We start from the raw sequence: 25936 nt of genomic DNA, 5'->3' as shown, positions 1-25936 counted from the left end.
TGCTAACAGGAAACATCTTGATACTGCTTTTCGCAGCAATGGCTGTCGTAGCTCTGATCGTCGTGCAGATAAGCCTCGCGGTGCTCCATGACAGAGCCGTTACCGCCTCCGGGCCGACGCGCTCCCTGGAGTCTCTGGAGACAGCCATTGCCGACAAGCGGATGGCCCTTAGCGATATCGAAAATGAACTAGGAGAGCGCCGCAAGGCCCTAGCCAATATTGCCGACGTCCAGGCTGACTACGATGCGACCAAGAGACAGCTCGATGACTTGAATGCTGAATGGCTTCAGAAGGATGAGCGCCGCGAGGAAATCCGTGCGCTGCGCGAGGTGATCGAAGCGGAGATCATTGAAAAACACGCAGTTGACGCTGAGCTGGCTTCCGCCCGGGCAGATCTCGACGCTGTCCATGACCGCCTCACTGCCGCCGAGCGGCTGTTCGCTCTCAACGATGAGATGAAGCGTGAACAGGCAGCGCTTGAAAAGAAGATTGCAGAAATGCGGTCCCAAGCGATTGAGTTGAGCGAAGCGCAGGAGCGAGTGCAACGCTTAGAAGCGCTGTCGCAGGAACTTGGTAGAGAAAGCGCACGTGTCGAAGGCCTCCTCCAGGCGGCAAACTCCCAACTCTCTCAGGTTCAAGAAGACCTCGCTGTCGAGCGTCAGGCGACCGCCGCCGTTCATGCTGAATTCACGCAGACGTCGGCGAAACTCGCAGCCGCCGAGGAGCGTGCTCGTTCCATCGAAAGCGACATCTCATCGTTGGAAGATCGCCGTTCGTCGCTAATGGCACAGGTCGCTAAGATGGAGGAAGACGTTGCTGAGGCGAGCGGTAGGGATGCGCCGGGCCGCGAGGAGGCAATCGTTGAACGTCTCAAGGAGTTGACCACGCTTCCGCCGGTGCTGGCACAAATGCGGAGCTGGAAAGATCGCGCCGCTGAAAATGAGGCTGAGGCAGTCCAACGGGTGCTTCAGCGCCTTGAACAAAGCGGCCTCCATTACGACCGTCGCATTGTTTATGCCTTCCATACAGCAATGAAAACAAACGACACGACCCAGATGGCCGTGCTTGCCGGTATCTCCGGGACTGGCAAGAGCCAGCTGCCGCGACAGTACGCGGCAGGCATAGGGATCGGGTTCCTGCAGGTGCCGGTTCAACCTCGCTGGGATAGCCCCCAGGATTTGATGGGTTTCTACAACTATATCGAAAAGCGCTACCGTCCGACCGATATGGCGCGGGCGCTCTATCACCTGGACATTCTGAACAACCAGAAGAGCGAGTTTCAGGATCAGATGATAATGATCCTGCTCGACGAAATGAACCTTGCGCGTGTTGAGTATTATTTTTCGGACTTCCTCAGCCGCTTGGAAAGCCGCCCGCCGATGAACCGTGTGTCGGATAAATCCCTGCGCAAAGACGCTGAGATCGAGCTTGAGATACCGATGCCGCGAGGTATGGACGCTCCCCGCATCTTCCCAGGATACAACCTTCTGTTTGCCGGAACGATGAACGAAGACGAGAGCACGCAGTCGCTCTCTGATAAGGTTGTGGACCGGGCGAATGTCCTTCGCTTCTCGGCACCAAGAACCATCAGGACGACTGCGCAGAAAGCAAATATCGCCGAGCCCGAGGCGCTGTCGGCGGCAAGATGGCGGTCATGGGTGAATCCTGTTTCGACTGTGGAGAGTGAGCAGACCGTTATCGACAGCGTGGATAGAATGGTCAGCCTCATGAAGGGCTTCAAGAGACCTTTCGGTCACCGTCTCGGCCGCGCGATCATGGGGTATGTCGCGAACTACACCTCGTTCGACCAGGCGAAGGACTTGCGTGTCCCGCTCGCAGATCAGGTTGAAATGCGCTTGTTACCAAAGCTTCGCGGTATCGAAGTTGAAGACGGTAACGATCATGCTTTCTCCGAACTCATAAGTTTCGTTGGTGATGCCCTGCGGGACGATCACCTTGCGAAGGCGATCGATGAGTCGATCCGTGCTGCGAAAGAGGGCTCCGGTCAGTTCGTATGGAACGGGGTTTCGCGGTAATGCTCCATCTCGGCAGACCTTGGGATCGCAGAGGAGTTGCCAATGCGAAGTTCAGTCCTGGTGATTGTTTGGTCAGCGAGGTCCGTGGCGAGGCACCCAAGAACGGCGGACACTCGCGTCTTATGTCGGCCCGGCTTCAAGATGGACCGGTGGAACTTATTCTCCATCCATACCCGAAAACGGCGAATGCTCAGCGACCGGAGCGAATTGGGTTTCCGGTTCGCCCTCGTGGTGTAAAGGAGCATGAGACCCCGGAAGACGTGCGGGCGAGAGAGCTTCTTCGGCGGATGAACGAGGTTTTGGCGCGGGTCCAGGAGCTTGGCGAGGCCCTTGAAGACCCTTTGCATGTATGGTCCCGATTGCGCGATGCGTGGGAGCGCGCAGAGAATGAACACGATCCGCGAATGGCGGAGATCGTAAGGCAGGCTCAAGATGTCCTTCCGCGCCTGAAAGCGCTGGAGCCGAGGATCAGGCGCGTGCTTCGTCGGACGAGAGAGCTTACATTCTTGGACCGAGTTCAGGAAATGGATCGGGCGTCGATGCGCTGGCTCGTCCGTCAACCGGGGCGGACGATTGCGGAGCGAGCCGGTACAAGCCAGCGTATTCTCGCAACAGTCAGGCGAGAGAACTTTGATACCCCTGAAAACAGGGTTCTCCACGCGTATACGACACTTGCTTTCCAGGTTGCTCGCGAATGGATGCAGGAGCATCCACGAGCACGGCATAGCCGCCGCTACGCGCAAGTCAATCATTTCGGCCGGTTCTGCAAAACCTTCGCGCAGATGTTGGCAGATCTTGAAGTGAGCGTAGCCGATGCCGGGATTGTTCCGAACTACGTTCTGATGCAGGACCCGAGCTACAACTCCATCTATGAAGCCTGGCGCCGCCTGCTGGAGGAAGACAGGGTCCTCGATGACCTCTGGGCATGGCAAGCGGAGACCTGGACGGATTTTTCTGTGCTTTCTGTCGTGCTCGCTCTCAGCGAACTCGAAGAAGCCGAGCTAATTGCGCAATCGCCCATCGTCTGGCGTTCAGAGGCATCGCTCGGACGATGGTTCGAGCAGGATCGACCGATTGCCGTGTTCTGGTTGAAGAACACAGGTCGTATAGTCGAGGTACAATCCCGCCCTGAAGCACCAGGCCGTATGCTGGCCTTGACGCGGGCCCACGTGTCTCTCCGCATCTCCGACATCGACCGAGGCGGGATGCCGCGCCGCGTAGCAGTTTGGACCCCGCACACGATGGCTCGCATAGATCTCAACGACGCTGTCGTACGGGCAAATGAGCGATTGGTCGAGATTCAGCCATTCGGCCAAACTGAAGTTCTGCGTAACGGGCTGATACTGACCCCATCTCACGGTCAGTTCGAGACTTGCCTATCCCGTAAGGCTAGCACGCGCGTTGATGGAATTGCCTTGGAGGCCTCTGGCGAGGGGCTGCGGCAAGGGTTGGACGCTATCCGTGCGTTCGCACGTAGCGAAATATACGCGACGACGCCATGAGGAAACTGTGCGGGTACGATCTGAATGGATGGCGCGATAGCGCTGCGAGGAACTGGACCATTTTGCCGGACGGCGAGGAGCAGGAGGTTATTAGCTCTCTCATCGAAGGCGGCATTTTCGGTGTCGTGGTTGAAACTGGAGCGAAGGCCGACGGGGGCCTTGTGGGTGGTGCGCAGGCATCAATTTCTCCGCACGGCCTGGGTGCTGGTTGGGGTGTGGTCGGAGCTGCCGAGAAGCGGTTGAGGGTGACTGATCTGCTGAACGACGATCCATCCGTCCCCCACCTGACTGCAGCGCTGAAAGGGATGTCATCCGGTGCCAGCTTTGGCATCGCCAGCCTTGATGATCATGCTGAAACCGGCGAGCTACTGCAGGAACGACTGTTGGCGGCTCTGCGCAAGGCAAAGGTCTCGACGCCGCTTCTGGTTTGGCGATCCGTGTTGGCGACATTGTTCGCTATCGAAAGGGGAACAGTTGAAGAAGGCCAGGCCGTAGGTGTGGTTTCGCACACCGGAGACGGTGTCACGGTTCAAAGGCTGCGCATTCGTCGCGAGCGTAGCCATGGAGAGACTGTCTTAGCGCCGGAGCGTCGCTCGACAGGAAAACTGATCCGTTCGGGTTGGGGATACCGGGGATTGGCGGAGTTGGCAAAGTCTGCAATTTCTAGAGTTTCGTCGGTCGACCGAACCGATCATTTGGAATGGGCACGTTCGAATGGACGCCTTGCGCTCGGATTCCAGGCAGAGCCCGAGGTGTTACGCCAAGGAAACGGAGACTGGCAGGTATTAAGGCCGCCCGACACGATCGATCACGAGCAGATACCTCGATTGCAGGATGTGCGAGATGATGTCGCTGGGTGCGATGTGGTCTTGTTGGAAACTCTGTCCAAAGGTGCGATCAGAAAAGCATTCCATTCAGCAGTGATACAAAGCATCGGTGGAGATGTTGTGTTACTTGCTGACAACTCGATCGCAGATGGTGCGCTTCATGCCGCGCGGCGCCTAAGCAAGCGCGATCCCATCTATTTCGATTTCCTGCCGCAGATTTCAACGATTGTGCAGCGGCGTGACGCGGTCGAAAACTTCGACCTCGTTGATTACGATGAGACGCTTCCGGCAGGTGAGATGTACCGGAGCCCGAAACCGGCAAGATTGGCCATTCAAGCGGGGCAGGATCGTTTTTCTATTTTCCTTAGAAAGGAAACTTCCGAGCTTCCGCGCAAGGCAGAAGTCAACATCGGTGTGAAAGTCGACCAGACAGTTCCCGTCGAACTTTGGGTGGAACAGAGCCCGGCGTCCGGTCGAGCAAAAATCCTCGTTCACTCTCAGAAGTTTGGTCACCAATTCCAGGTCGACTGGGATGCCGCGACCGAACTCGAACAAAATTGGGACGCGTTGATCGAAGGGTTCCAGAGACCAGCACCGACAATACCGGGACGGCTTGTGCTCGCCTGCGGAATCGATAGTTGGAACGATAGCCCTCGCGGAGACGGGCTTTTCACGTTGCTTGAAAAGAACGTTGACCGGACTGCCGTCGATTGGACGGCACTCGCAAATCGGCTCTCGGCTCGACCTGGCGGCAAATACGCGATATCAAGTGACGGTGATGTCCCGAATGGAGTAGATGCTGTCGCGCTATCGCGCTTGGATCGACTTGTAGAACGAGCGTTAGATGAAGTCCGTCGCGGGCTGAGGGGCCAAGCTGTTGGAACCCAATCACTGCGGTTTCTGACATGGCAATTCCGCCGATGCCCGCCAGACGTCTCGGGCTGGTTGCTGGAGGCTTGGGACAAAGAAGCCCGGGGACACCCAATTTTCACTCAAGGTGCCCACTGGAAGCTCGCTTACCAGGGGTTGGGGCGGGTCGCCAGCAACCAGCATTTTGAGCTGCAGGCAATCCACAAGGTCTTGGGCAAGCCCATAGATCAATGGAAGTGGCAGAAAGAAACCGCCGCCATGGCGTTCCTACTTTCGCGCTCTGAAACCGCGCCTCGGCTGCTTACTCGCAAAGATGTCGAGCGGTTGACCAAACGGATTCTCCGGGAGTTCGAAGAAAATCTGGGCTCGACGTACACCAGATTCCAATACGCTCCGATGCTGCTTGTTGGCCTTCTCCGTTGGAGGGTGGTCGAGCCATTCGCGTTGGTTGAGGGGCAGGACCCTAAGGCGGATAAATTGGTTCGAGCAGTCGAGAGGACGATAGGTGATCTCAAGCACCAGGATCGTTTAAGGGCACTGGCAAAGTACGGGCGCATCCTGGAACACGTTCTTGAGGAACTACGGGGCGAGGGGTCCAACCCAGAGCTTCTGCTTGATATTTTTGGTGGGGCGGATGGGAGCGATGCCGACGAATAGTAGATCGCTGGTATGCGGCGTCCACGCCCCGTCGATTTTCAGTTGCGGGGATCTAAGGTTGATCTACGCGCCGTCAAATGAGCTCACCGAAGAGTACCTGACGAGCTCATTGTGAGGCCTTGATGCGGGCGGTATAGGCTGGCTCAGGGCATCGATATCTTTGGCAAGGTGAAGGGAAGCGTGGGGTTGATTGCCGTCATTCTCAAGGCGCCTCACTGATGTCAGCGGCATTAAATTAGGTACTCGAGCGAACAACAAAGGCACCGAGGCGACGACCCAAAAGACCAGCAACTAATACGGCGTCTCACTAAAATCGACTCATGGGCTGCGTATTCCGATGAAGCCGGCCATCGATTCCGATTTGAAGCCGGCCAGTCATTCCGATTTCATTCCGGCGGGCGTTCCGATTTGAAGGCGGCCATTTCTCGGACTGATCCTGGCATTCTGGCCGACGCCGGATACCGCGGCCACAATGCGCCCCAGAGCCACAAGCTGCGGGTCTTCACCAGTGGCCAGAAGCGCCACGTGACGCCGGCCATCAAACGTCTGATGCGAAGGCGGTCAGCCGTCGAGCCCGTCATCGGGCACCTCAAGAACGAGCGCAGAATGGACCGCAACTATCTTGCCGGACAGCAGGGCGATGCCCTCAATGCCGTTCTGGCTGCCGCCGGCTACAATTTCTCGCTTCTGCTCAGGTGGTTCAGGCTACTTTTGTGCCTGCTCGTCAGGCAAACTCTCGACGCCGACAATCATGCGCCGCCACACCGAAAACGGTTCTTCACGGGCGACTAAGAGTCGGATTCGAAAAGCGTTCAACGATATCCATACCTTGCTAGCCGTCTGGTGATGAGACGAATGTGGGCGATCATGATCCACGCTTCGGCTGATGCGATGGAGCGTTCGACGTCTTTGGCCAATCTGCGGCATCTGCCAAGCCAGGCGAAGGTCCGTTCGACCACCCATCGACGCGGCAGAACCTCGAAGCCTTTCGCCTTGTCCGAGCGCTTGATGATCTCGATCGTCCAGCGCCCGATCTTTTTCAGTCGCCGCTTCAACTTATCGCCCGCATAGCCACCATCGGCGAAGACATGCAGCAACCATGGCCACCTGTGGCGGATGGATTTCAGGAGATCGGGAGCACCGTCGCGATCCTGGATGTCGGCGCTGTGCACCATGAGACCGACCATCAGGCCGAGCGTATCGACGATGATATGGCGCTTGCGGCCTTTGGTCTGTAGAGTCGAGGAAAGGCGCGGTGGCTGGCCCTTGCGAGGCTCGCTCCGTTTCCTTTCCCCGCTCATCAAACCGGACGTGCGGATTTCCCGCATCCGGCTTTCCGACTGGCTTCATCGTAAGGCCCACGGCGACTGCTTGCCGCGCTCGCGTCGAAGACACAGCACGCCCAATTCCCCGTAAACATGTTCACGTGGGAATCGACGCGTGCTGCGTCCTTGCACTTTGTGCCGTCTGCACAGGAAGTTCGTGACGCGGTCATAGACGTGTCGATCGACGCCTTCATAGGCCGATGCGAGAGCGCCATAGGAGAAGTATGCGGCCCAACCGCCCAGGAGGCGGTTCAATCGCTTGCGAACTTCAGGCCATGTGCCCTTGTTGCCCGGCGTCAGCAGCGCGCTGACCTTGGTCTTGATCCGCTGCACGCTCTTCCTGGACGGGCTCGCTCCCAGGTACCACCGGCCGCCGTTGGGCAGATGACGTGGTCCAAGCGAGTAGCCAAGGAAGTCGAAGTGTTCGCGCCGGGCATCCTTCACCGAGGTTTTCGCCTCGTTGAGCGACAGCCCGAGTTTCGTCATCACCGTCCTTGTCCACGCCAGCGCCTCGGCCGCATGATCGCGGCTGAGAATGACGAAGTCATCGGCATAAGAGATGACGTGCGCGCGGAACTCTTCACCCAGACCGCTGAGACGCCAGTGCTTCAGGAACCGGTTCATGTAGATGACCGAGAGCAGCGGACTGACGACACCCCCTTGGGGCGTGCCGTGTGTGCTGCTCTTGCCGCCAGTCATGCGCCGTTTCCCGTCGCCATCCCGCTCCTCGACCGGTGCTCGCAGCCACAGCCTGATCAGCCGCAGCACGCTCCGATCGACGATGCGTCGGGCCACCGATTTGAGGAGGTCCGAATGCGGGATCGTGTCAAAATATTTCGACAAATCAGCGTCGACAACGTCGGTGTAGCCCCGGCACATCAGCCGGTGCGTTTCCTTGACTGCATCGACCGCGCTGCGACGCGGCCGATAACCATAAGCACCGTCCTCGAAGTCCGCCTCGAAGATTGGTTCCAGTACGAGCTTGGCAGCGGTCTGGATGACGCGACAGCGGATAGAGGGAATGCCGAGCGCACGCTCGCCTCCCCCAGGCTTCGGTATCATCACCCGCCGCACCGGATCGGGTCGGTACGTCTTCGAAACGAGTTCTTCGCGCAGGCCCGCCAACCACGCATCCACGCCCGACGCCTCGATCTGCGTAAAGGTCACTCCGTCGACGCCAGGCGCTCCCGCATTGGCGCGGGCCAGCGCATAGGCATGGCGCAGAATGTCTTCACGGCAAATCTTGTCGTAGAGCAAATAGAAGCGGAAAGCGGGCTCCGCCTTCGCCTTACAATAGAGCTTTCTCTGTAGGTTCCTGATCTTTTCAGGTGTTTCGAGGCTCATCGCCAATCACCCTTTCCTCACCATCTTCGAAAGCATGCCAGAAGTCAGGGTCCTTTCCTCCGCCGGCATTGCCCGGCATCGACAGTCTTACGACCCTGTCCGACTCCCGTCCGGTCCATCGCCATCAGCGATGTCGAAGCCGCGACCTCCGACCGCACGGGTCTCCCTCGATTACCCGCATCACCCTTCCCGCGTGCCGTGCCCAATACCCCGGCAGACCGAACAGGTGCTTGTGACGATTGCTTCCCTGTTCGCACGGCCTTCCCCGGGTAAGAGACGGGTCGGCATCTGCATCGACTCTTTCGAGGCCTGCTCGGACTTCACTCGCGTTACGGCCCACTGGATTGCTCAACCGCCCAAGGCGGCCTTTGTCACGAGGCTTCGAACCGGCGGTTACCCGACCGATCCGCTCGTCAGCTACCAGATCAATCGACAACTCTCTGGATGGAACCTTCCTCCATTGGTGACACGCGCCTTCGAGGCGCACTCTTGCCCGCGTCATAAGCCCCGGATGCCGCCGCTTTCGGTGGTTTTGACGCTCTGGCTATCGATCACACCGGCCGTCGGGCTTGCCTCCTTGCCCTCCAACTCGCGCGTTTCCATCACGAGACGATGGTTGATGCGTGGCCAAAGTCCCAACGCTCTCCATATTGCCGACGGGTGATTTTGGTCCAGGCCATCGTGTTCTCCATCGAATCTCGCAAATCCGAAGGAATCATAACCTGTTGAAATCACCCACCTCTTTTTGAGGCAGCCTCTAAAGAGAAGCCCACCACGGCAACTGATCGGTTCATATCCAAGAATATCACCATGAACCGGAAGCGGTGGCTCATTAAGAGGCAACGCCTAATAGTCGCACCAGATTGCAGCAAGCGACGCGAATTCTTCCCAGTTCGGTTTGCCTTTATCCTTCCACCGCATGCAAACTTTAGGAAGGTCGGCTGTCATTTGGGCCCAATCATCTGCGGAGACTTCTTTGATCTTGCCGACGTCCCATCGATCTTGAGACAAACGCGAGAGCTTTTCATAGGCCTCCGGTTTACCCAGCAGAATCTTGCGCGTCCCGCCGGGAATCCAAGCGTCACGCCAAGAGTGTTGGGCGCAAACATTATGCGGACTGACTGTCGGAATGAAAAATTCTAATCCCGTGTAGTGGCAATAGTCCCAAGTCTCGTCTTCGGGAGAGCCAGTATTGCATTTTTCCCACACGTTTTCCGGCAACTTCACACTCGATCGCAACTGCTCAGCCGTAAGCAATAGGCCATCTCGCGCCTCCAATTCTTTCGAAGGCGGCGGATTTGACGTATCGTAGCCGCAGCCTCCTTTGAGAAAGGTTTCGCGCACCATCGAAGCACCTGGAGCCATTGTCCAGGTAAAGTCATTTGCTTGGTGGAACAGCGTATATTCGTGCCATTCGTTTGCCCCGGTTGCTTCAGTGGCCAATTCATTGAAAAAAATTCCTGCGGATACGGCATCGGGCTGCGAGCCTAGGCCGATCATCTTTGTAGGGAAGCGATTGAACCAGTCGAAGGCTACAGGTTGTCGACTCTGGCAAGGCCGATCCCCTGAAAAATGCAAAGTGTCGCCTTTGACTGTATAGAGTTCCCCGTTTCCAATTTGGATGAGTTCGCATCCATGGCTAGGCTTAACCAAGTCCGGTGCATACTCAGGGTTGAGTGTCATGAAAATAATTATTGCGACAATCGCGATGATCGCGAGCGACGGATATTTGTCCAAGATTCTATGAAATAATCGGCGCAAAAGCCTGTAGATCGCAACGAATGGGCGAAGTGCCTGGTTTTTCTTGGCAATGTCGAAGCAATATCGAAGAATGCCCGCCAACATGTTCTGCCCCAGCGGCTACTTAAGTTTCTGCATGCTACAGACAATATTTTTCTTAACAATAGCAGTTCCGATTCGATCTAATTGTACCACGCTTCACAACTATAGATGTGGATTCTGGAAGGGGCAATGAAAACATCCCGATGTTCATCGCTGCTCGCGGAATCCCCAATCCTTTTGACTTGGAGAAGGAGCCGAAGGCGAGGCAGGGTAGCTGGTCCCTGAATGTGTTGTTCGGCTCCAGGGTTATTGCATTTTTAATTTGACGTCATATAAAATCACTAATGTCTACGTTGCTCAATCCTCCTGCCTCCAATGAGGCTATCACTCCCGCACAATGTCGCGCTGCTCGCGCTCTTTTGGCTTGGTCTCAGCAGGAGCTCGCCAGCCGCGCTCGAGTAGCCACCTCCACCGTGGCAGACTTTGAGCGGGGCCATCGCAACCCGATTCAACAGAACGCTGAAGCAATTCGCGGAGTGCTCGAAGCGGAAGGCATTGCTTTCCGAGCGGGAGGAGCTGTTATCGGGCCAACATTGCCCGCCTTCGCCGACCGGAAGGACGCTGGTTTGCCAATAAGATGGGTCGATGCGACTGATCTTTCTCAGTGGGCCGAGCGACGCGACGGTCAGGGATCTCTTCCAACCTTGCTTGCGAAGCTAGCAAGGGCAAATCGCCCCATATTACTGAGGTTTCCCTCGGACGAAGGTGTCCAGCACGCTGGCTGGGACGGAGTTACCGAAGCAAGCGAAGCGTCTGAATATATTCCGCTCGGTGTCACGGGATGGGAAATCGGGACGCAGCGAGATCGCATCGCCTCGAAGGCCGATGATGACTATAAGAAGCGCAGCGAGAATCCGCTTGGTCTTATACCTGCCGAGTTGACGTTCATCTTCGTGACGCCGCGTCATTGGCCCCAAAAGGAAATGTGGGCGCAAAAGAAGCGTGCGGAGAACATCTGGAAGGACGTGCGTGCTTACGATGGAGATAATCTAGTCCATTGGATCGAACTCTATCCCGCTGTCGGGTTATGGCTGGCTATCGCCCTTGGCAAGCGACCAGCCGGGGCACTTGATCTTCGGGAATATTGGCTGGAATGGGCGCTCGCGACCCAATGGCAATTGCCAAGTGAATTGGTGCTCTGTGATCGCGACGAAAGTGCCACCCGGATTCTTCGATGGCTCAGGGGGCCGTCGTCTGTGCTTGCGGTAAAGGGGGAGAGCCCGGCTGAGGTTTCCGGATTTGTTTATGCGGCGATCAACCAGCTTCCCGCTAATCTTGCGGAATATTACCTGTGCCGAAGCTTGGTAGTCGCAAACTCCGAAACTGCAAGGCTGATTGGAGATAGTGCAACGCCGTTGGTCATCGTGGTGTTAGATCCGGAGCCAGGCCCGGCGCAGGCGTTGGCCAAGAAGGGACACCATGTACTTGCCGCATATGGCCAAGACGCCTCGTCCTCCGGCGATGCCATTGTGCTTGAACGCCCCGCACGAGAGAATATTAAGATCGTCCTTGAAGGGGTTGGCGTGCCTTCCGAGATGGCAGGGCGGATGGCGAGAGATTCGTCGCGAAGTCTAGGAATTCTGCGACGTCTCATGCCAAGCTCTCCTGGACGAGTACCCGCGTGGGCGAAAGGACTTCCCTCTCAATCGCTCATTGCGGCTCTCCTCGCAGGTGGCTGGGATGAAAGCAGCGAGGGAGACAAATCTGTCCTATCGCGGTTGGCTGACATGCCCTACGAACCGTTCGCAGCTAGTCTTGCGGGTTTGGCCGGAAATTTCGATAGTCCTCTGCGTAAAGTGGGCTCTGTGTGGAAAATTGCCTCGCCACGCGATGCTTGGGGCCTGCTGGCAGCGGATATATCGCCCTCTCACATGGAACGGTTTGCTGCAGTCGCATTAGACGTTTTGAGCGCGGCCGACCCCCGCTACGAAATGCCCGCGGAGGAACGGTGGTATGCATCGGTCCGGGGGGTGCATCCAGAATTTTCCAAAAATCTGCGTAACGGTGTCGGCGAAGTATTGATTATACTTGCTCTGTTCGGAAAACTGGCCTCATCCGTACCATCTGCGGAGCTGCAGCCAGATCTTATCATTCAACGCTTGCTTAGCGGCGCCGACCGTCAACGTTGGTGGTCACTGTCGAGGGATTTTCAACTATTAGCGGAAGCCTCACCGTCCAGTTTCCTCAGCGCACTCGACGACGCACTTGGTCAGGACGATAGCCCTGTCGCCGTTCTTTTCGGTCACGATACGTCCCCGCTTTTTGGCGCCGAGCACCTATCCACATTATTGTGGGCTCTCGAAACTTTGGCATGGTCTCCCGACTATCTCGGGCGTGCGGCCTCTATTCTCGGGGCGCTCGATGAGCTTGATCCTGGGGGCCGTTATACTAACCGTCCCGGCAGTAGTCTCCGAACTACATTTCTTCTATGGGCGCCGCAAACACACGCGACACTAGAACAGCGACTTCGGGTCTTGGACCGGCTAAGAGCGAGGTTCCCCAAGGCAGCTTGGAAACTCCTGCTGGGCATTCTTCCGACCGAACACGACTCGTTTTCACCAACGCCAGCCCCTCTCTGGCGCGATTTCTCGACGCCAACCTCAGAAATCGTCACTTTCGAGCTGATTGAAAGAGGCGCGCTCGCGATTACCGATCGTCTCCTTGCAGACGCGTCGGCTGATATCTCACGGTGGGTGGCGCTGCTCGATCGCTGGGGCAATCTCGGAGCCAGACGGGAAGAAGCGCTAAACAAACTCAAGGCGCTTGTTCCGTTCATTGCGGACGACGTGGGTCGGAACGCGTTAAGGTCGAAGTTGCGCGCAATTTTGCATAGCCATCGCAGTTTCCGTGATGCCGCGTGGGCGCTTCCTGAAGAAGAATTGGCTCCTTTTGAGGAAATTTACAACGCCATAACCCCTGTCGACCTAATCGCAGAGATTTCTTGGTTGTTTGACACGTCGGTCGCACTTCCGAACCCAATCGGCACCAGGTGGCACGAGGACACACAGCGGCAGCTCCAAGGGGAACGCCGAAGCGTTGTTGAAGCAATTCTCACCAATATGGGACTGGACGGCCTGTTTGCTCTTGCTAACGCTGTACAGGAGAAAGGTTACCTGGGACAAGCCATTGCCGAGGCCGAAGTTGGCAACCCGCGACGGGGACACGAAATTATCGTCCGGGCTCTCACAAGAGAGGGCGTAGTGGGCTTAGGAGTTGCCCGGGGGATGATAATAACGATGTATCCCATGCAAGCTGATCAATGGGTGACAGATTTGGTCGACGAGATGCAGCAGATAGGAGCCAAACAGGAAAGCTTGCTCGCAATTCTGCTCGCCCTCCCGCCCTCGTCGCGCGCTTGGTCGCTCTTGCGGGAATTGGGCGCAAATTTCGAAGAGCAGTACTGGAAACGGGTCCCAATCCTTTGGATTAATGGCGAACGGGAAGATACAGAGTTTGCGGTGAGCAAACTGATGGATGTCGGTCGCGCTCGCCATGTCGTGCATCTAGTTGGCTTGCGGTTGCATACAGGTCTGACATTTGGCTCGGATTTGCTCGTCCGCCTCCTTATTGAAGCGGCCTTACAACCAGCCGAATTCGACGCCGATCACAATGACACGACGATGTTCCAACACTACGTTGCCGAAATTCTGTCTGTTTTAGACAACCGTGACGACGTCCCCGCCACGGAGATGTTAAAGCTGGAATGGATTTATCTTCCAGTGCTTGAATACTCGCAGCGTCCGGCCAAGTTAATCATCCGCGAGCTTGCGTCCAATCCGCAGCTATTCATCGACGTAATCTGCGCAATTTACAAACCCAGCGAGGACAGCCGCGTAGTTGAAGAGACTGTGGCTAACCAAGAACAAGTCACCAATCGTGCCCGCCAAGCAAGCAACCTCTTGCGTCTCTGGAATGTTGTTCCTGGAACCAGACCAGACGGTACAATAGATCTAGCGATCTTAGAAGACTGGGTTCAACGTGCCCGCCAACTGGCGAAATCCGCCGGGCGGGAGGATATTTCGGACCAGAAGATCGGCGAAGTCCTTGCCTGCGCACCTTCGGGGCAAGACGGCATCTGGCCCACAGAAGCTGTCCGCGAATTAATTGAATCCGTTCGCAACAAAAATATCGAAATTGGGCTCATGATTGGTCGTCGCAATCTGCGTGGCGTTACGACGAGGCTACCGCGTGACGGCGGCGCCCAAGAGCACGATCTTGCGAGGACCTTTAGCGAGTGGTCGCGAGCGACGGCGCTGGAATGGCCGCGCACGTCTGCTGTTCTCGAAAAAATCGCTACGAGCTATGACTACGAAGCTCGTTCGCATGACAATGACGCGGAAAAGCTCGATTGGTAAGATTGTACCTGCTTCATGCGAGGAAATTGCCTGGGATGGTGCCATCCCAAGCAATTTCGACCGCGTTACTGGCTGTGAAGCCGTATGCCAGCTTAAGCATTCGGCTCATAGGCACTTGACAATAAGTGAGTTTGTTCTTTATTTGTTCCGTCCATGACAAACATTGGCCGCCTCATACGCTTTCGCGAACCGAGTGGTCATGCTTTCTCGTTTATCGTATCGGAGTGGCAAAAATGGGCGAATTATTGTCCCATCGCGTGGAAGCCTGCACTTTTCTTCCATCAGGTTTGAATACCGTCCAATCGGTGCTGAGGAAACGAGATCGTTCGTTCCAGAGATATTTCGACAGCGGTACAATTATGAAAGGCGGCCCAAGCCTGTTCGCGGTTTTGACCTATTCCGATAGCGGAAACTGCAGGGCTCGAAGCAGGTTAGAGAGCCGCTCCACGAAAAAGGCCCGACTATCCTAAAGTTCAGAACTCCCCTGTTCTGAAGATCGCGTCTCAACTCACAGGTATGACGGCATTTCGACGCTGTCGGATGTGGGGACACCCTGGGGGCGCGACTTTTTCAGCGGACAGGCTATGTTCCTGTTTGGACATGAAATCTCTTGCTGTGGAACATTTATAAGTCCGTTTTACAAGATTATATAATAATTCCATTAGGTTACAGATGTCAAAGCTGGCTAGACGCGCGACATTGTCAGCCAGTTAGAAATGCGACACTGGCTCTGACAATCAGCCCCCGATCCGGCCGGCTGGGCCGGGTTGAAAGGGCGGAGCGGGGGCGGGTGATAACATTCCCCTTCGGCTTTAGCTTTCTCACTGGCAATTGTTCTTTTACCGCTCGATACTCGCTAGCACTTGCATGGCGCAGTTGGGGATCAAAGCCGCACGATGCTTCCGGAAATCAACCTGCAAGGTGACGTCGACATCGCCGCGCTGTCACCACTTCTTCGCGGCATGCTTCTTTCGGTTGCCTATGCTGACGGTGAGGGTGGCATAGGATTGACCGCGACCGGCGCCATGAACCGCAAGTTCGTGCATTGGGCCGCTGTGCACTTCCTCTGGCCCGGATTCACAGCCGAGGACCTCTACAGCATGAACAAGGTGCTCAATGAAAGCGACATGCCGCCGCTTTGGGTCGTGCGCGACATGACCCGCCACCTGAAGCTTCTTCGCCGGAAAAAGGATGTGCTGCTGCCAACCAGACGCGGGCGGGAGTTTCTGGTGAATCCGCAAGCCTTCTTCGATGTGGTCGCCACGGATTATCTCTATTCGTATGTCCACGCCACCGAGCGGGAAGAAAAGGTCCGCGCGCGGTTACGCTGGTGGCGCATGTTCCTCAATCTTCTCAATATCAAGGCCAGGGAAGGTTGCACGCCAATGGACGTTGTGAAGATCCTCTATCCAGACTTGGCGCCTCTGTCACACACCGAAATGACCATAGAAGCCTGGGAGTTGAAATCCGATCTCCAATATGGCGTCTTACGGCGCTTGTGCTGGCTCGGCTTGCTCTATGAAGCAAGAGAGGGCCTCACACTCTTCCAGGACGGATCCTTCCACAAGACACCGCTTTGGTCCGCATGCCTGCAGCTGGAATCGGATACGCAAAGCGACATCGGCGTGCACTGACGATCTTTATTCCGCCGCTGGTTGCCTCAATAACGCTTTCTCTCGCCGTGCAATCACCGCCGGATCGTTCATGTAATCTGTCCTCGGCTTGCGTCCCCGCTTCTGATAGCCGTTGGCTGTGCTACCGTCCCGAATGCCAAACATATGATCCTTCTGCCCGGTGCGTCGGGGACCACTCTTGCTGCGTTGCTGTTCTCGGCCGGCTTGCAACTCGGCGACGATCGACAGCATGTCGTCCAGCCGCTTGTTGTCGACGACCTCCGCACGATGCACCGAGCGCAACGTATCGAAGGTCTTGTAGGGCAGGGAAAAGCTCTCGTGCATGATCTCGAGCCGACCGTCCGGATAGTCGCAGACGATCACTTTCTGGCCAGCCAGTGGCCTGGAAATCTCGGTCGGATCGAGAATGAACAACATCTTGTCGTAGCGTAGCGTCAGAGATTGCGACAGCGTGCGGACTTCCTTCCGGCACATGGCACCATCGAGGTTCTCGTGGTTGGCCAGCGGTCGGTGCATGTCCTTTGGATTGCGTGGTTGCTTGCCAAAGCGAGTGTTGAAATCCGCAATGAACTCAGGCGCATAGGAATTGGCAGCTTCGATCGTATCAATGCCGCGAAGCCGTAATTCCTTCACAAGCCGATCCTGCAATGTCTGGTTGGCACGTTCCACCCGACCCTTGGCCTGAGGGGTGTTGGCGCAGATGATATCGATGTTGAGCTCATAAAGCGCCCGGCCGAACTGCGTCAGACCGCTTGTCCTGTCCTTCTTCGACGGATGCGTCGATCGAAAGACACCATGTTTGTCGCTGTAGAAAGCCAACGGCTTGCCCCACTGCTGCAGATAATCCTTTGTCGCATGCAGATAGTCGAACGTATTCTCCGATCCGGCGAAACGCAGGTGCAATAGCCTGCCGGTGGCGTCATCGATATAGACGAGCAGGGCGCATTTGGGGCCGCGGTTCTCGAACCACCAGTGATGCGATCCGTCGATCTGCACCAGTTCGCCAAAGCAGCCGCGCCGGCCGCGTGGTTGGAAAACCCGTTTCTTGCGTTCACGACGCGAAATCCAGATACCAGCCTCGGTCATCCATTGCCGCAGCGTCTCCTTGGCGACCGAGATCCGGTGCAACTCGAGCAGCTTCTCGCGTGCCAGCGTCGGACCGAAATCCAGATAGCGTTCGCGGATCAGATCCAGCACCGCATTGCGAAACTCTTCGCTATGGCGCCGGTTGCTTGGTCGTGATCGCTTCTTTGAAACAAGGCCGGCCGGACCATCCTGATCATAGGCCTGCAGCAGCCTGTGGACCTGACTTCGACTGAGGTCGAGCAGTTCGGCGGCCTGTACGACGCTCAGGCGTTGGTTACGGATCTTCTGGATGACTTCGAGGCGATGTAATTCTTTCTGCGACATGGTGATCATAAAGGACATGACGACTCCGACCGCTCCTGGTCTCGACCAGGCTGAAGATCGTCATCCTTGCTCCCAACGGTGGCTTTGACCAGTGCGTCGAGAGGCGAGACTGTCGCATCTCTAACTGGCCCAACTGTCGCATTACTAAATAGCCGCTACAACAGAAACTCAGATAAGTTCTATTATGGAACAATCGCCCTCGGGCAATTCCAAATACCGTCAATGCGCTAAAATCGCTTTAAGTTCGGTCACAGCGAGCTATTTCGATCTTTCGAAAAGCGTCGTCAAGGGTCTCCACTCCGAGCAGCAACAAGGCATCGTTCAAGCAGCGCTCGATATCGTCTACTCTCCTGCCCTCTATTTGGGCAATCACAGCAATCGTCTTCCCTCGTGCCAGCCATCGCAAGGATGCCATCTGGAGAGGACAAAGGTTCCATGTTGTCATTGTCGAACTACCATCTCGTACTCGATCGAGGCGTTAGGAATTTAGTTGATACTCATAGACGGGAAGGCCAAAATTCGTTGCTTGAACTCAACTGACCACCGGCCAATCGGCTCTGGGTTGCGCTTCAGAGCGGTCATGATCGGCAGACGGGGCATTGACTTTGACCGCCGGCTGTACAAGCTGGGTTCTAAGCTGAAGAATATCGTTTGCAGCCCCTGCGGCTAGACCTCGTCCTTAAGCGTCTCCTTCTGGGTAATGAGGCGAGCAGAGTGGTGGCCGGAGGTAAATGCCCAAAGCCAGCTTAGCGCGACCGCCATACGGCTCCTTGTTCCGATCAAAAAGTAGATGTGGGCAAGGCCCCAGATCCACCAGGCGATGGTGCCCTTGAGCCTCAGCCTGCCGAAATCGATCACCGCGGAGCTTGGTCCTATGGTCGCAAGATTGCCAAGATGCCTGTACTTGAAGGCAGGCGGCGCTGAGCGCTGTTTGAGGCGGGCCTTGATCACTTGGGCGACGTATTTTCCCTGCTGCTTTGCGGCGGGCGCGATACCAGGAACCAGCATTCCCTCGCCGGTCTTAACGCTAGCGGTATCGCCGACAACGAAGATGTCCGGGTGTTCGAAGACCGTGAGGTCGGGCTGCACGATAGCACGCCCCGCTCGATCCGTCTCCGCCCCCACCCACACGGCGGCCTTGGATGCCTGCACGCCCGCCGCCCATATGACCGTGCGGCTCGGGACAAACTCGTCCCCAATCGATATGCCTTCCTCGGTGCAGTCGGTCACGGGCCTTCCCGTGCGAACCTCGACGCCCATCGACGCAAGGGATCGCTCGGCGTATTGCGATAACGCCAAATGAAAAACAGGCAGAATACGCGGCCCTGCCTCTACAAGAAGAATGCGCGCCGAAGTCGTATCGATGTTTCTGAATTCCTCGACAAGCGTCCTTCGAGCCAGTTCGGCGATGATCCCGGCCATTTCGACGCCTGTCGGCCCGGCGCCGATTATCGAGAAGGTCAGCAGCCCCGCCCGCGCTTGGGGATCGGTTTCCAGCTCCGCTTTTTCGAACGCCAGGAGAAGGCGACGGCGGATCGTGGTGGCGTCTTCCAACGCCTTCAGTCCGGGCGCGAAGGGCTCCCATTCATCCCGGCCGAAATACGCGTGACGGGCCCCCGTTGCGAGAACAAGGGTATCGTAGGGAATGGCATGGCCGCCCTTGAGCGAGACGAGCCGCTTCTCGACATCGACGCCCACGACCTCGCCAAGAAGCGTCGTGACATCTTTCCTTCCACGAAATACTGCGCGAATGGGCCAGGCAATCTCGGAGGTCGCCAGGACGGTCGTGGCGACCTGATAGAGCAGCGGCTGGAACAGGTGATGATTGCGTCTGTCGATGATCGTGATCGAGAGGTTTGGACATTTGAGATCCTTGGCCAATTGGAGGCCGGCGAAACCGCCTCCCACGATGACAACTCGATGCTCCATTTCGTCCTCCCGCGAGCCTTTGGAAAAAACCCGCCTCGGATCAAGCGCGTCTTTCGGTGTTGCACAATCGCAAGCTCAGTCGCTGATGCGACTGCTCACAATGATGGAAGGGGGGCTTTCCAGCAACGGAAGCAACGGTTCGAGAACACGCTTGACGTTCGGAGATTCTCCGTGACGCGCGGCTGCCTCCTCGTTTGCCCAACCATCGAGAATGAAGAACGTATTCGGCTCGTCGGAGCGCTGGTAGAGATTGTAGTAGAGGCAGCCCTCTTCCTCGCGGGCAGGGCCGACAAACTCCTGGAGCAGTGTGTTGACACGGTCCCGGTTACGCGTCGATGTTTTAAACTCAACAATGAGATGCTGTTCGTCGGACTTGCTCGATGGCATGTGGGAAGCTCCTAATTGAAGACGATGACGGGCTTGATCACGCGGCCAGCTTCGGCATCGGCGACGGCCTCGTTGATTTTCTCGAACGGATACTTTGTGATCAGCTTCTGGAACGGGAATAGGCCGGCCTGGTTCAGCTCGACCAGTTGGGGAATGAAGAGCTGGGGGATCTGGTCTCCGAGGATGGCACCCTGAATTTTCCGGTTGAAGACCATGAGGTCCAGCGGGATTGGAATATCCTTGCCGAGCGCGTCGAGCCCGAGGAGGACGACATGGCCCCCTGCCCGCGTGCATTTGATCGTATTCAGGATGACGGGAATGATACCCACGGCATCGATCGCAAAATCGGCACCGCCGCCCGTCAAGGCGTGGATCTGCTCCACGACGTCTGGGTCCCTGCCGTTGATAGCATGGGTCGCGCCCAACGTCTTGGCCATCGCCAAACGCTGCTCGTTCAGGTCGATGATGATGATCTTGCTGCACCGCCGGACCTTGGCGGCCATCACCGCAGCCATGCCCACTGCTCCGGCGCCGAACACGGCAATGGTTTGTCCGATCTCCGGCTTCATGGCGTTGATGACGGTACCTGCCCCCGTTGCCATGCCGCAACCGAGCGGGGCCGCATTCGTCAGGTCGAAATCCTTGGGAAGCTGCGCGGCGTTGTTCTCAGTCGCCAGGATGTGGGTCGCGAAGGATGACTGGCCGACAAAGTTGCTGCCGATGCCGACTTCATCACAAAGCAAGGCCTTTTTGCCGTTCGGACGAAGCCCCGTCAGATTGTACTGGGTGTAGTTCTGGCAGTTCATCGGGTGAGAGCGCCGGCAATCGCCGCAGAAGCCACATGAACTCTGGCTGAGCGCAACGTGGTCGCCCACTCTTAAACCCTGGACGTCCGCCCCGATGGCTTCGACGATGCCAACACCTTCATGTCCCGGTATGACCGGGGCGGGAGGCCCAAAAATCCCATCACGGAGCAACAGGTCCGTATGGCAGATGCCCGTCGCGACCGTTCGCACAAGAATTTCATTGCCTTCGGGATCCGCCAGCTCAAGTTCACGAAACTCCAGCGGAGCTTTCGGTTTTACGGCCACAGCCGCCGTTATCTTCACCATGCTTTTCTCCTGCATTCTCCCGCGTTGACACCGGGAATGACCTGTCTGGCATCCTGTGCGGGCTAGACGCGACCGACACGTGCGCCGTAAATGATCGCCGCAAGAGCGATGATCCCGCCCTGGACGATAAGCTTGCCGGGCTCCTGGATGCCGAACACGGTCAACATCGCAAATAGGAAACTGAAGGCGACGACCGCCACGAAAGGCCCCGCGACGCCGCCGCGGTCGACGCCGAACGTCACCCCACCGAGAATCGTCGCGGCGAGAGCGTTCATGAAGGTGTCGAAGCCGGGCTTGATCGTTCCAACGGCCAGCGCAGACACCTGAACCAGGGCGGCGATGCCCGTCAGCGTGCCCGCCAGCGTATGCGAGACAAAAATCGTTCGAGCCAGAGGTATGCCTGTTATCTCCGCCGCCCTCGGATTGTCGCCGACAGCGCGGAAGTAGCGCCCGAGGATCAGGAAGCGGAACGCTAGTGCGACGACCACGGAAATCCCGATCCAGACGATAACGGAGTAAGACAGGCCGTAGATGTTCCCGCTCGTCAGGACGCGAAGCCAGCTTGGTGTCGAACCCGGTGCACGGCCGGAACTCATGAACTGGACGATCCCGATGAGGATCGCCGATACGCTCAGCGTCGCGATGACCGCGGAGGCGCGGACATAGGCCACGAGGGCGCCGTTGATCAGACCGACGGCAAGGCCGATGACGATCGTCATCAGGACCGTGACGAAGGGCGGGTAACTGTTGAGGAGCCCGGAGCTGGCGAGATAGATCGAAAAAGCAAACACGCCACTGACCGAGAGATCAATAGAACGCACCCGCATGACAAGAGATTGCGCCAGCACCGCGATCCCGAGCGGCGCTGACTGTTTCAGGATCACGAACCAATAGTTCGGATTGATCAGCGTCGCACTTACCGCGGGGGCCAAAGCGATCAGGATTGCGAGCACGTAATATGCCGGGGGCAAGCCGAGCACCCAGGAAAGTGTGCGCTTGGCGGTGAGAGTGCGGGATGGCGTCTCAATTTTCGCATCTGCTGTGGTCATCGAGAGGTCCATCTCTTTCAAAGTCCGATCGTTTTGCGACGCTGCGAAACGACGAGTGCCAGCAGCAGAAGGCCCTTCACGACCGACTGGAGGAATGCCGAGACGTTGGCGAGGTTCATCACGTTGTTGACGATGCCGAGGATAGCCGCGCCGGCGACAGTGCCGAGGATGCTACCGATACCGCCAGCTAGGTGAACACCCCCGAGCGCTGCTGCGGTAACGGATTCAATTCCGAAGGTAGCACCCCCCTTGGGATCGCCCGAGGCAAGGCGGCCCGCGAGGAACATCCCGGCAGCACAAGCAAATAGCGCCGACAGGATGTAGGCTTTAATGACTGTGCGCTCGACCGGGACGCCATTCATGCGGGCATTGAAATCGTTACCCCCCGAAGCGAACAGGTAAAGGCCAAACGGCCTGCGATAAAGCATCCAGGCAGCAACGACGGTGGCGGCGATCAGCCAGAGCAGCGAGTTTGGCACGGGCCCGACCGAACCCGCGACTGACGCCGACAGCCAATCAGGCACCTTCCCGCCGGGGATCGGGAGAATGATAAGCGCCAGTCCCTGGCCGATCCCCATGGTTGCCAGGGTCATGATGATCGGGTGGACGTTAAGCCTGGCTACGCCGTATCCGTTGGCCAGTCCGAATGCGATCGCAACCGCAATGCAAAGCACGACACGGACAACCTCTGGCATGTCGAGTGTCATGATCGTGGTCGTCACGCTGATGATCGAACCAACGGAAACGTCCAGGCCGCCCGTCAGGATCACAAAGGTCTGGCCGAGCGCAGAAATGACAAGAACAGTAGATTGGGCCAGCAGGTTCGACAGATTCTCCGGCGCCAGAAATTCTGGAAGCAGGATGACCGAGGCGACCACCAGCACGAATAGCGTCCCGATCGACAGCCGGATCGCACCCGCCCGGTAAGGAGTCTTCAGGAAGTTTGCGATGGTATTCATGTATCCTCCTCAATGAACAGCGGCGCGCGGATCGTGCGCGAAGTTCGAACCTAGTGCGGTTCCCAGGATGGTTTCCTCTGTGGCATCGAGCGCGGGCATCTGCCCGACGATCTTTTTGTCGTGAACGACCAGGATGTTGTCACACAGCCCGATCAGTTCGGCGTGCTCGCGCGACGAGACGATCACTGCACCGCCACGATCGGCAAAATCGCGAAGCAGCTTGTAGATTTCCGCTTTCGCGCCGACATCGACGCCCCGTGTCGGCTCCTCGATGACAAGGATATCGACCCCCGAAAGCAGCCAGCGGCACAGAAGCACCTTTTGCTGGTTTCCACCCGAAAGTTTGCCGACGGGCGAGGCGGGGTCGGCAGCCGCAACACGGAGCGACTTTATGACATCGTGAACCCTGGAGATGGAACGCCATGCAACGCTCGCCATGTTCCGGTTCAACTGCTTGCCAAGTGCGATGTTGTCGTAGATCGGAAGCCGAAGAAACAGGCCTTCCTGCTTGCGGTCTTCAGGAATGAAACCAATGCCCGCTGAGATGGCACTCGAAAAGCCTGAGGATACGTTCACATCGATCATGCTGTCGTCGCGGCGACGCTGGACGCTCGCAGCTGCGGCGGGTTCGACCCCGACGACCGCACGCATGATTTCACGCTGCCCCTGGCCCTCCAGCCCGGCGAGCCCGATGATCTCGCCCGTGCGTACGGAAAAACCGACTGGCGGGCCATGGTCATTGAGACGAAGCCCTGCCACGACGAGCATCGGCGATCCAATGGCCTGTGCCCTCGGCGGAAAGAAACTCTGAAGTTCGCGTCCAACCATGGTTGCCACGAGCGTTTGGAGATTAAAGTCTTCTGCCCTGGCTGTCTTTACCCAAGCCCCGTCCTTCATGACGGTGATGGTGTCGCACAGTTCGAACACCTCGTTCATCCGATGCGAGATGTAGACGACAGCCTTGTTTTGCGCCTTCAGATCGCGGATGACCTTGAAGAGATGAGCGACGTCCGTTGAGTTTAGTGCCGCGGTCGGTTCATCGAAAATGAAGACATCGGCATTGGATGTCAGGCCTTTGGCGATTTCCACTGCCTGCTGCTGGGCAACCGTCAGCGTTTCCACAATCGCCGTCGCGTCCAGTTGAGGGAAAACGTCGGCAAGCAGCTTGCGGGATCGCTCGACGACCTCGGCGGTGTCTATCGACCCATCGGCACGCCGCGGTTCGTGTCCAAGAAACATGTTTTCGGCGACCGTGAGATTGGGGATCAGGGTGAACTCCTGAAACACTGTCGACACCCCGGCGAGACGCGCTTCCTTGGGGGACCGGAAGGTCACCTCTTCTCCTCGCAGACGGATGCGTCCAGCGGTCTGTTGATAGACGCCGGCCAGAATTCGCATCAGCGTGGATTTTCCCGCCCCGTTCTCGCCCATCAACGCGTGGACGGAGCCGCGTTCAAGCGAAAATTGAACATTCGACAGGACTTTGGTCGCACCAAAGGACTTGTTGATGCTGACCATCTCGACAAGCATACTCATGAACACTTCCATCTGCGAGGGTGAAGAGGGCGCGCTTTGTCCGCGCCCTCCATGCGTCAGGCCTTGAAGTACTCGAGGAGCTTCTCATTCGGCATTTCTGTCGGGGCCCAGTAAGCGTCCGTGAGATCGGAGCGGTAAAACTGTGCAAGATTTTCGTCGACGATCGGCTTGGGCCGGTTGGTCCAGTTGCGCTGGATCGGCTTGCCTTCGAGAAGCGCGAAGGACGCCCGCAGGGCTGCCGTCGAAAGAGCCGGAGGGCAAATGGGCCCAATCGAAGAGAGCTTTTCATCATTCCAACGACGCATCCATCCGTTCAGGGCTTCTCCCGTGATCGGTGGAATGGTGGAAGCCCCGGCTTCCTGCAGCGCGTCCAGGACCCCGAGCGACATATTTGCGCCGTCAGTCCAGACCCCGGCGACATCGGGATCAGAGAGATAGAGGCTTTCGGCGATCTTCTTTGAGTCCTCGTAGGACCAGCTGCCGTGCTGGGTTGAGGTGATTTGGAGACCGGACTTGCTGAAGACTTCCATCGCCCCGGCGTAACGATCAGCATCGATCGGATGCCCGGCGACGCCGCGCAGCACCCACACTTTTCCCTTGTTGCCTAGTTTGTCGACCAGGAACTGAGCCATCACCCGACCGAAATAGAAGTCGTCGCCCTGGACCTGCACCGTGAAATCCTCGGTGTCGACGCGACCGAGATAGACGACCGTCGGAATGCCGGCGGCCTTTGCCTTCCTGATGCCTTCCACGGCCGAGCCTGTTGTAAGCGGCGCAATGATGATTGCATCGACTTTTTGTGCGATCAGATCTTCGATGTCGGCGACCTGTTTTGAGGCGTTGAGGTCGGCGCTTCGGAATTGATAGTCGGCGACACGGGCCTTGTTCCTGCTAATCTCGTATTCGGCTTCGAACGCGGTCTGATAGGTGTGCGTTGAACCGGCCAGGCCATAGTGGCTGTGACCGATCTTCCAGGGACCTGCCTTGGCGAACTTACCAGCTTCGACGACGGGGTTTTCCCCTTCGGACGGCCAAGTGTCGGGCAGCAGGGCGATCGTATCGTCTGCCCGCAGGATGCCCGGTATTCCGAACGCGCCCGCTGCAATCAAGGCACTGCCCGTCTGCAGGAATGTACGTCTTTTCATCAGAAGTCTCCTCCTCT

The 25936-nt window shown here is 57.3% G+C and carries 16 protein-coding genes and 2 pseudogenes; 6 read left to right on the top strand and 12 right to left on the bottom strand.

What is annotated here, in order from left to right; all coding sequences use genetic code 11:
• Nucleotides 1-17: 17 nt before the first annotated feature.
• From GGD50_RS24070 to GGD50_RS24055, 4 genes and pseudogenes are all read left to right on the top strand, one after another.
• Nucleotides 18-2036, top strand: a complete 2019-nt coding sequence (locus tag GGD50_RS24070) for an McrB family protein (RefSeq protein ID WP_004118326.1) — start codon at nt 18-20, stop codon at nt 2034-2036.
• Nucleotides 2037-2323: 287 nt separating this feature from the next.
• On the top strand, nt 2324-3538 hold the full coding sequence (locus tag GGD50_RS24065; RefSeq protein WP_240535433.1) for a DUF2357 domain-containing protein: 1215 nt from the start codon (nt 2324-2326) through the stop codon (nt 3536-3538).
• Nucleotides 3535-5892, top strand: coding sequence for a hypothetical protein (locus GGD50_RS24060; RefSeq protein ID WP_004118330.1), 2358 nt, complete (start codon nt 3535-3537; stop codon nt 5890-5892). The genes GGD50_RS24065 and GGD50_RS24060 overlap by 4 nt, the downstream gene beginning before the upstream one ends.
• Nucleotides 5893-6333: 441 nt before the next feature.
• Nucleotides 6334-6684, top strand: a pseudogene (locus tag GGD50_RS24055) (transposase); the annotation flags it as partial.
• 20 nt (nt 6685-6704) lie between these two features.
• Here the strand turns inward: GGD50_RS24055 and GGD50_RS24050 are convergent.
• The 4 genes and pseudogenes from GGD50_RS24050 to GGD50_RS24035 form a co-directional block, all read right to left on the bottom strand.
• The gene (locus tag GGD50_RS24050; RefSeq protein ID WP_280117191.1) at nt 6705-7193 is read right to left on the bottom strand and encodes an IS5 family transposase; all 489 of its coding nucleotides are present in this window, start codon (nt 7191-7193) and stop codon (nt 6705-6707) included.
• A gap of 45 nt (nt 7194-7238) precedes the next feature.
• A complete protein-coding gene (gene ltrA, locus GGD50_RS24045) occupies nt 7239-8561 on the bottom strand; it encodes a group II intron reverse transcriptase/maturase (RefSeq protein WP_028755411.1) in 1323 nt (440 codons plus the stop codon).
• A gap of 470 nt (nt 8562-9031) precedes the next feature.
• Nucleotides 9032-9253: pseudogene (locus tag GGD50_RS24040) on the bottom strand (hypothetical protein); the annotation flags it as partial.
• Between the two features lie 154 nt (nt 9254-9407).
• Nucleotides 9408-10406, bottom strand: a complete 999-nt coding sequence (locus GGD50_RS24035) for a hypothetical protein (RefSeq protein WP_004118206.1) — start codon at nt 10404-10406, stop codon at nt 9408-9410.
• A gap of 281 nt (nt 10407-10687) precedes the next feature.
• Between GGD50_RS24035 and GGD50_RS24030 the strand changes: the two genes are divergently transcribed.
• Together GGD50_RS24030 and GGD50_RS24025 are read left to right on the top strand one after the other, a co-directional pair.
• Entirely contained in the window at nt 10688-14758 is a 4071-nt protein-coding gene (locus GGD50_RS24030) for a helix-turn-helix domain-containing protein (protein WP_004118204.1), read from the top strand.
• Between the two features lie 896 nt (nt 14759-15654).
• Entirely contained in the window at nt 15655-16392 is a 738-nt protein-coding gene (locus GGD50_RS24025) for a hypothetical protein (RefSeq protein ID WP_004118203.1), read from the top strand.
• 6 nt (nt 16393-16398) lie between these two features.
• Here the strand turns inward: GGD50_RS24025 and GGD50_RS24020 are convergent, their stop codons facing one another.
• The 8 genes from GGD50_RS24020 to GGD50_RS23985 form a co-directional block, all read right to left on the bottom strand.
• Entirely contained in the window at nt 16399-17820 is a 1422-nt protein-coding gene (locus GGD50_RS24020) for an ISNCY family transposase (protein ID WP_004118201.1), read from the bottom strand.
• Nucleotides 17821-18468: 648 nt separating this feature from the next.
• On the bottom strand, nt 18469-19731 hold the full coding sequence (locus tag GGD50_RS24015; protein WP_004129653.1) for an NAD(P)/FAD-dependent oxidoreductase: 1263 nt from the start codon (nt 19729-19731) through the stop codon (nt 18469-18471).
• Nucleotides 19732-19806: 75 nt separating this feature from the next.
• Nucleotides 19807-20118, bottom strand: coding sequence for a putative quinol monooxygenase (locus tag GGD50_RS24010; protein WP_037155958.1), 312 nt, complete (start codon nt 20116-20118; stop codon nt 19807-19809).
• Between the two features lie 11 nt (nt 20119-20129).
• The gene (locus tag GGD50_RS24005; protein ID WP_004129660.1) at nt 20130-21230 is read right to left on the bottom strand and encodes an NAD(P)-dependent alcohol dehydrogenase; all 1101 of its coding nucleotides are present in this window, start codon (nt 21228-21230) and stop codon (nt 20130-20132) included.
• Nucleotides 21231-21292: 62 nt separating this feature from the next.
• On the bottom strand, nt 21293-22291 hold the full coding sequence (locus GGD50_RS24000) for an ABC transporter permease (protein ID WP_004129662.1): 999 nt from the start codon (nt 22289-22291) through the stop codon (nt 21293-21295).
• Between the two features lie 5 nt (nt 22292-22296).
• Complete coding sequence (locus GGD50_RS23995) at nt 22297-23238, bottom strand: ABC transporter permease (protein WP_004129665.1); 942 nt, start codon at nt 23236-23238, stop codon at nt 22297-22299.
• Between the two features lie 9 nt (nt 23239-23247).
• The gene (locus tag GGD50_RS23990) at nt 23248-24774 is read right to left on the bottom strand and encodes a sugar ABC transporter ATP-binding protein (protein WP_028753489.1); all 1527 of its coding nucleotides are present in this window, start codon (nt 24772-24774) and stop codon (nt 23248-23250) included.
• A gap of 56 nt (nt 24775-24830) precedes the next feature.
• Nucleotides 24831-25919, bottom strand: a complete 1089-nt coding sequence (locus GGD50_RS23985; RefSeq protein ID WP_004129668.1) for an ABC transporter substrate-binding protein — start codon at nt 25917-25919, stop codon at nt 24831-24833.
• Nucleotides 25920-25936 lie beyond the last annotated feature (17 nt).

The organism is Martinezella paranaensis, assembly GCF_014200235.1.
In the GTDB taxonomy this organism is placed as follows: Bacteria; Pseudomonadota; Alphaproteobacteria; order Rhizobiales; family Rhizobiaceae; genus Rhizobium; species Rhizobium paranaense.
This window is presented reverse-complemented; position numbering and strand designations above follow the sequence as displayed.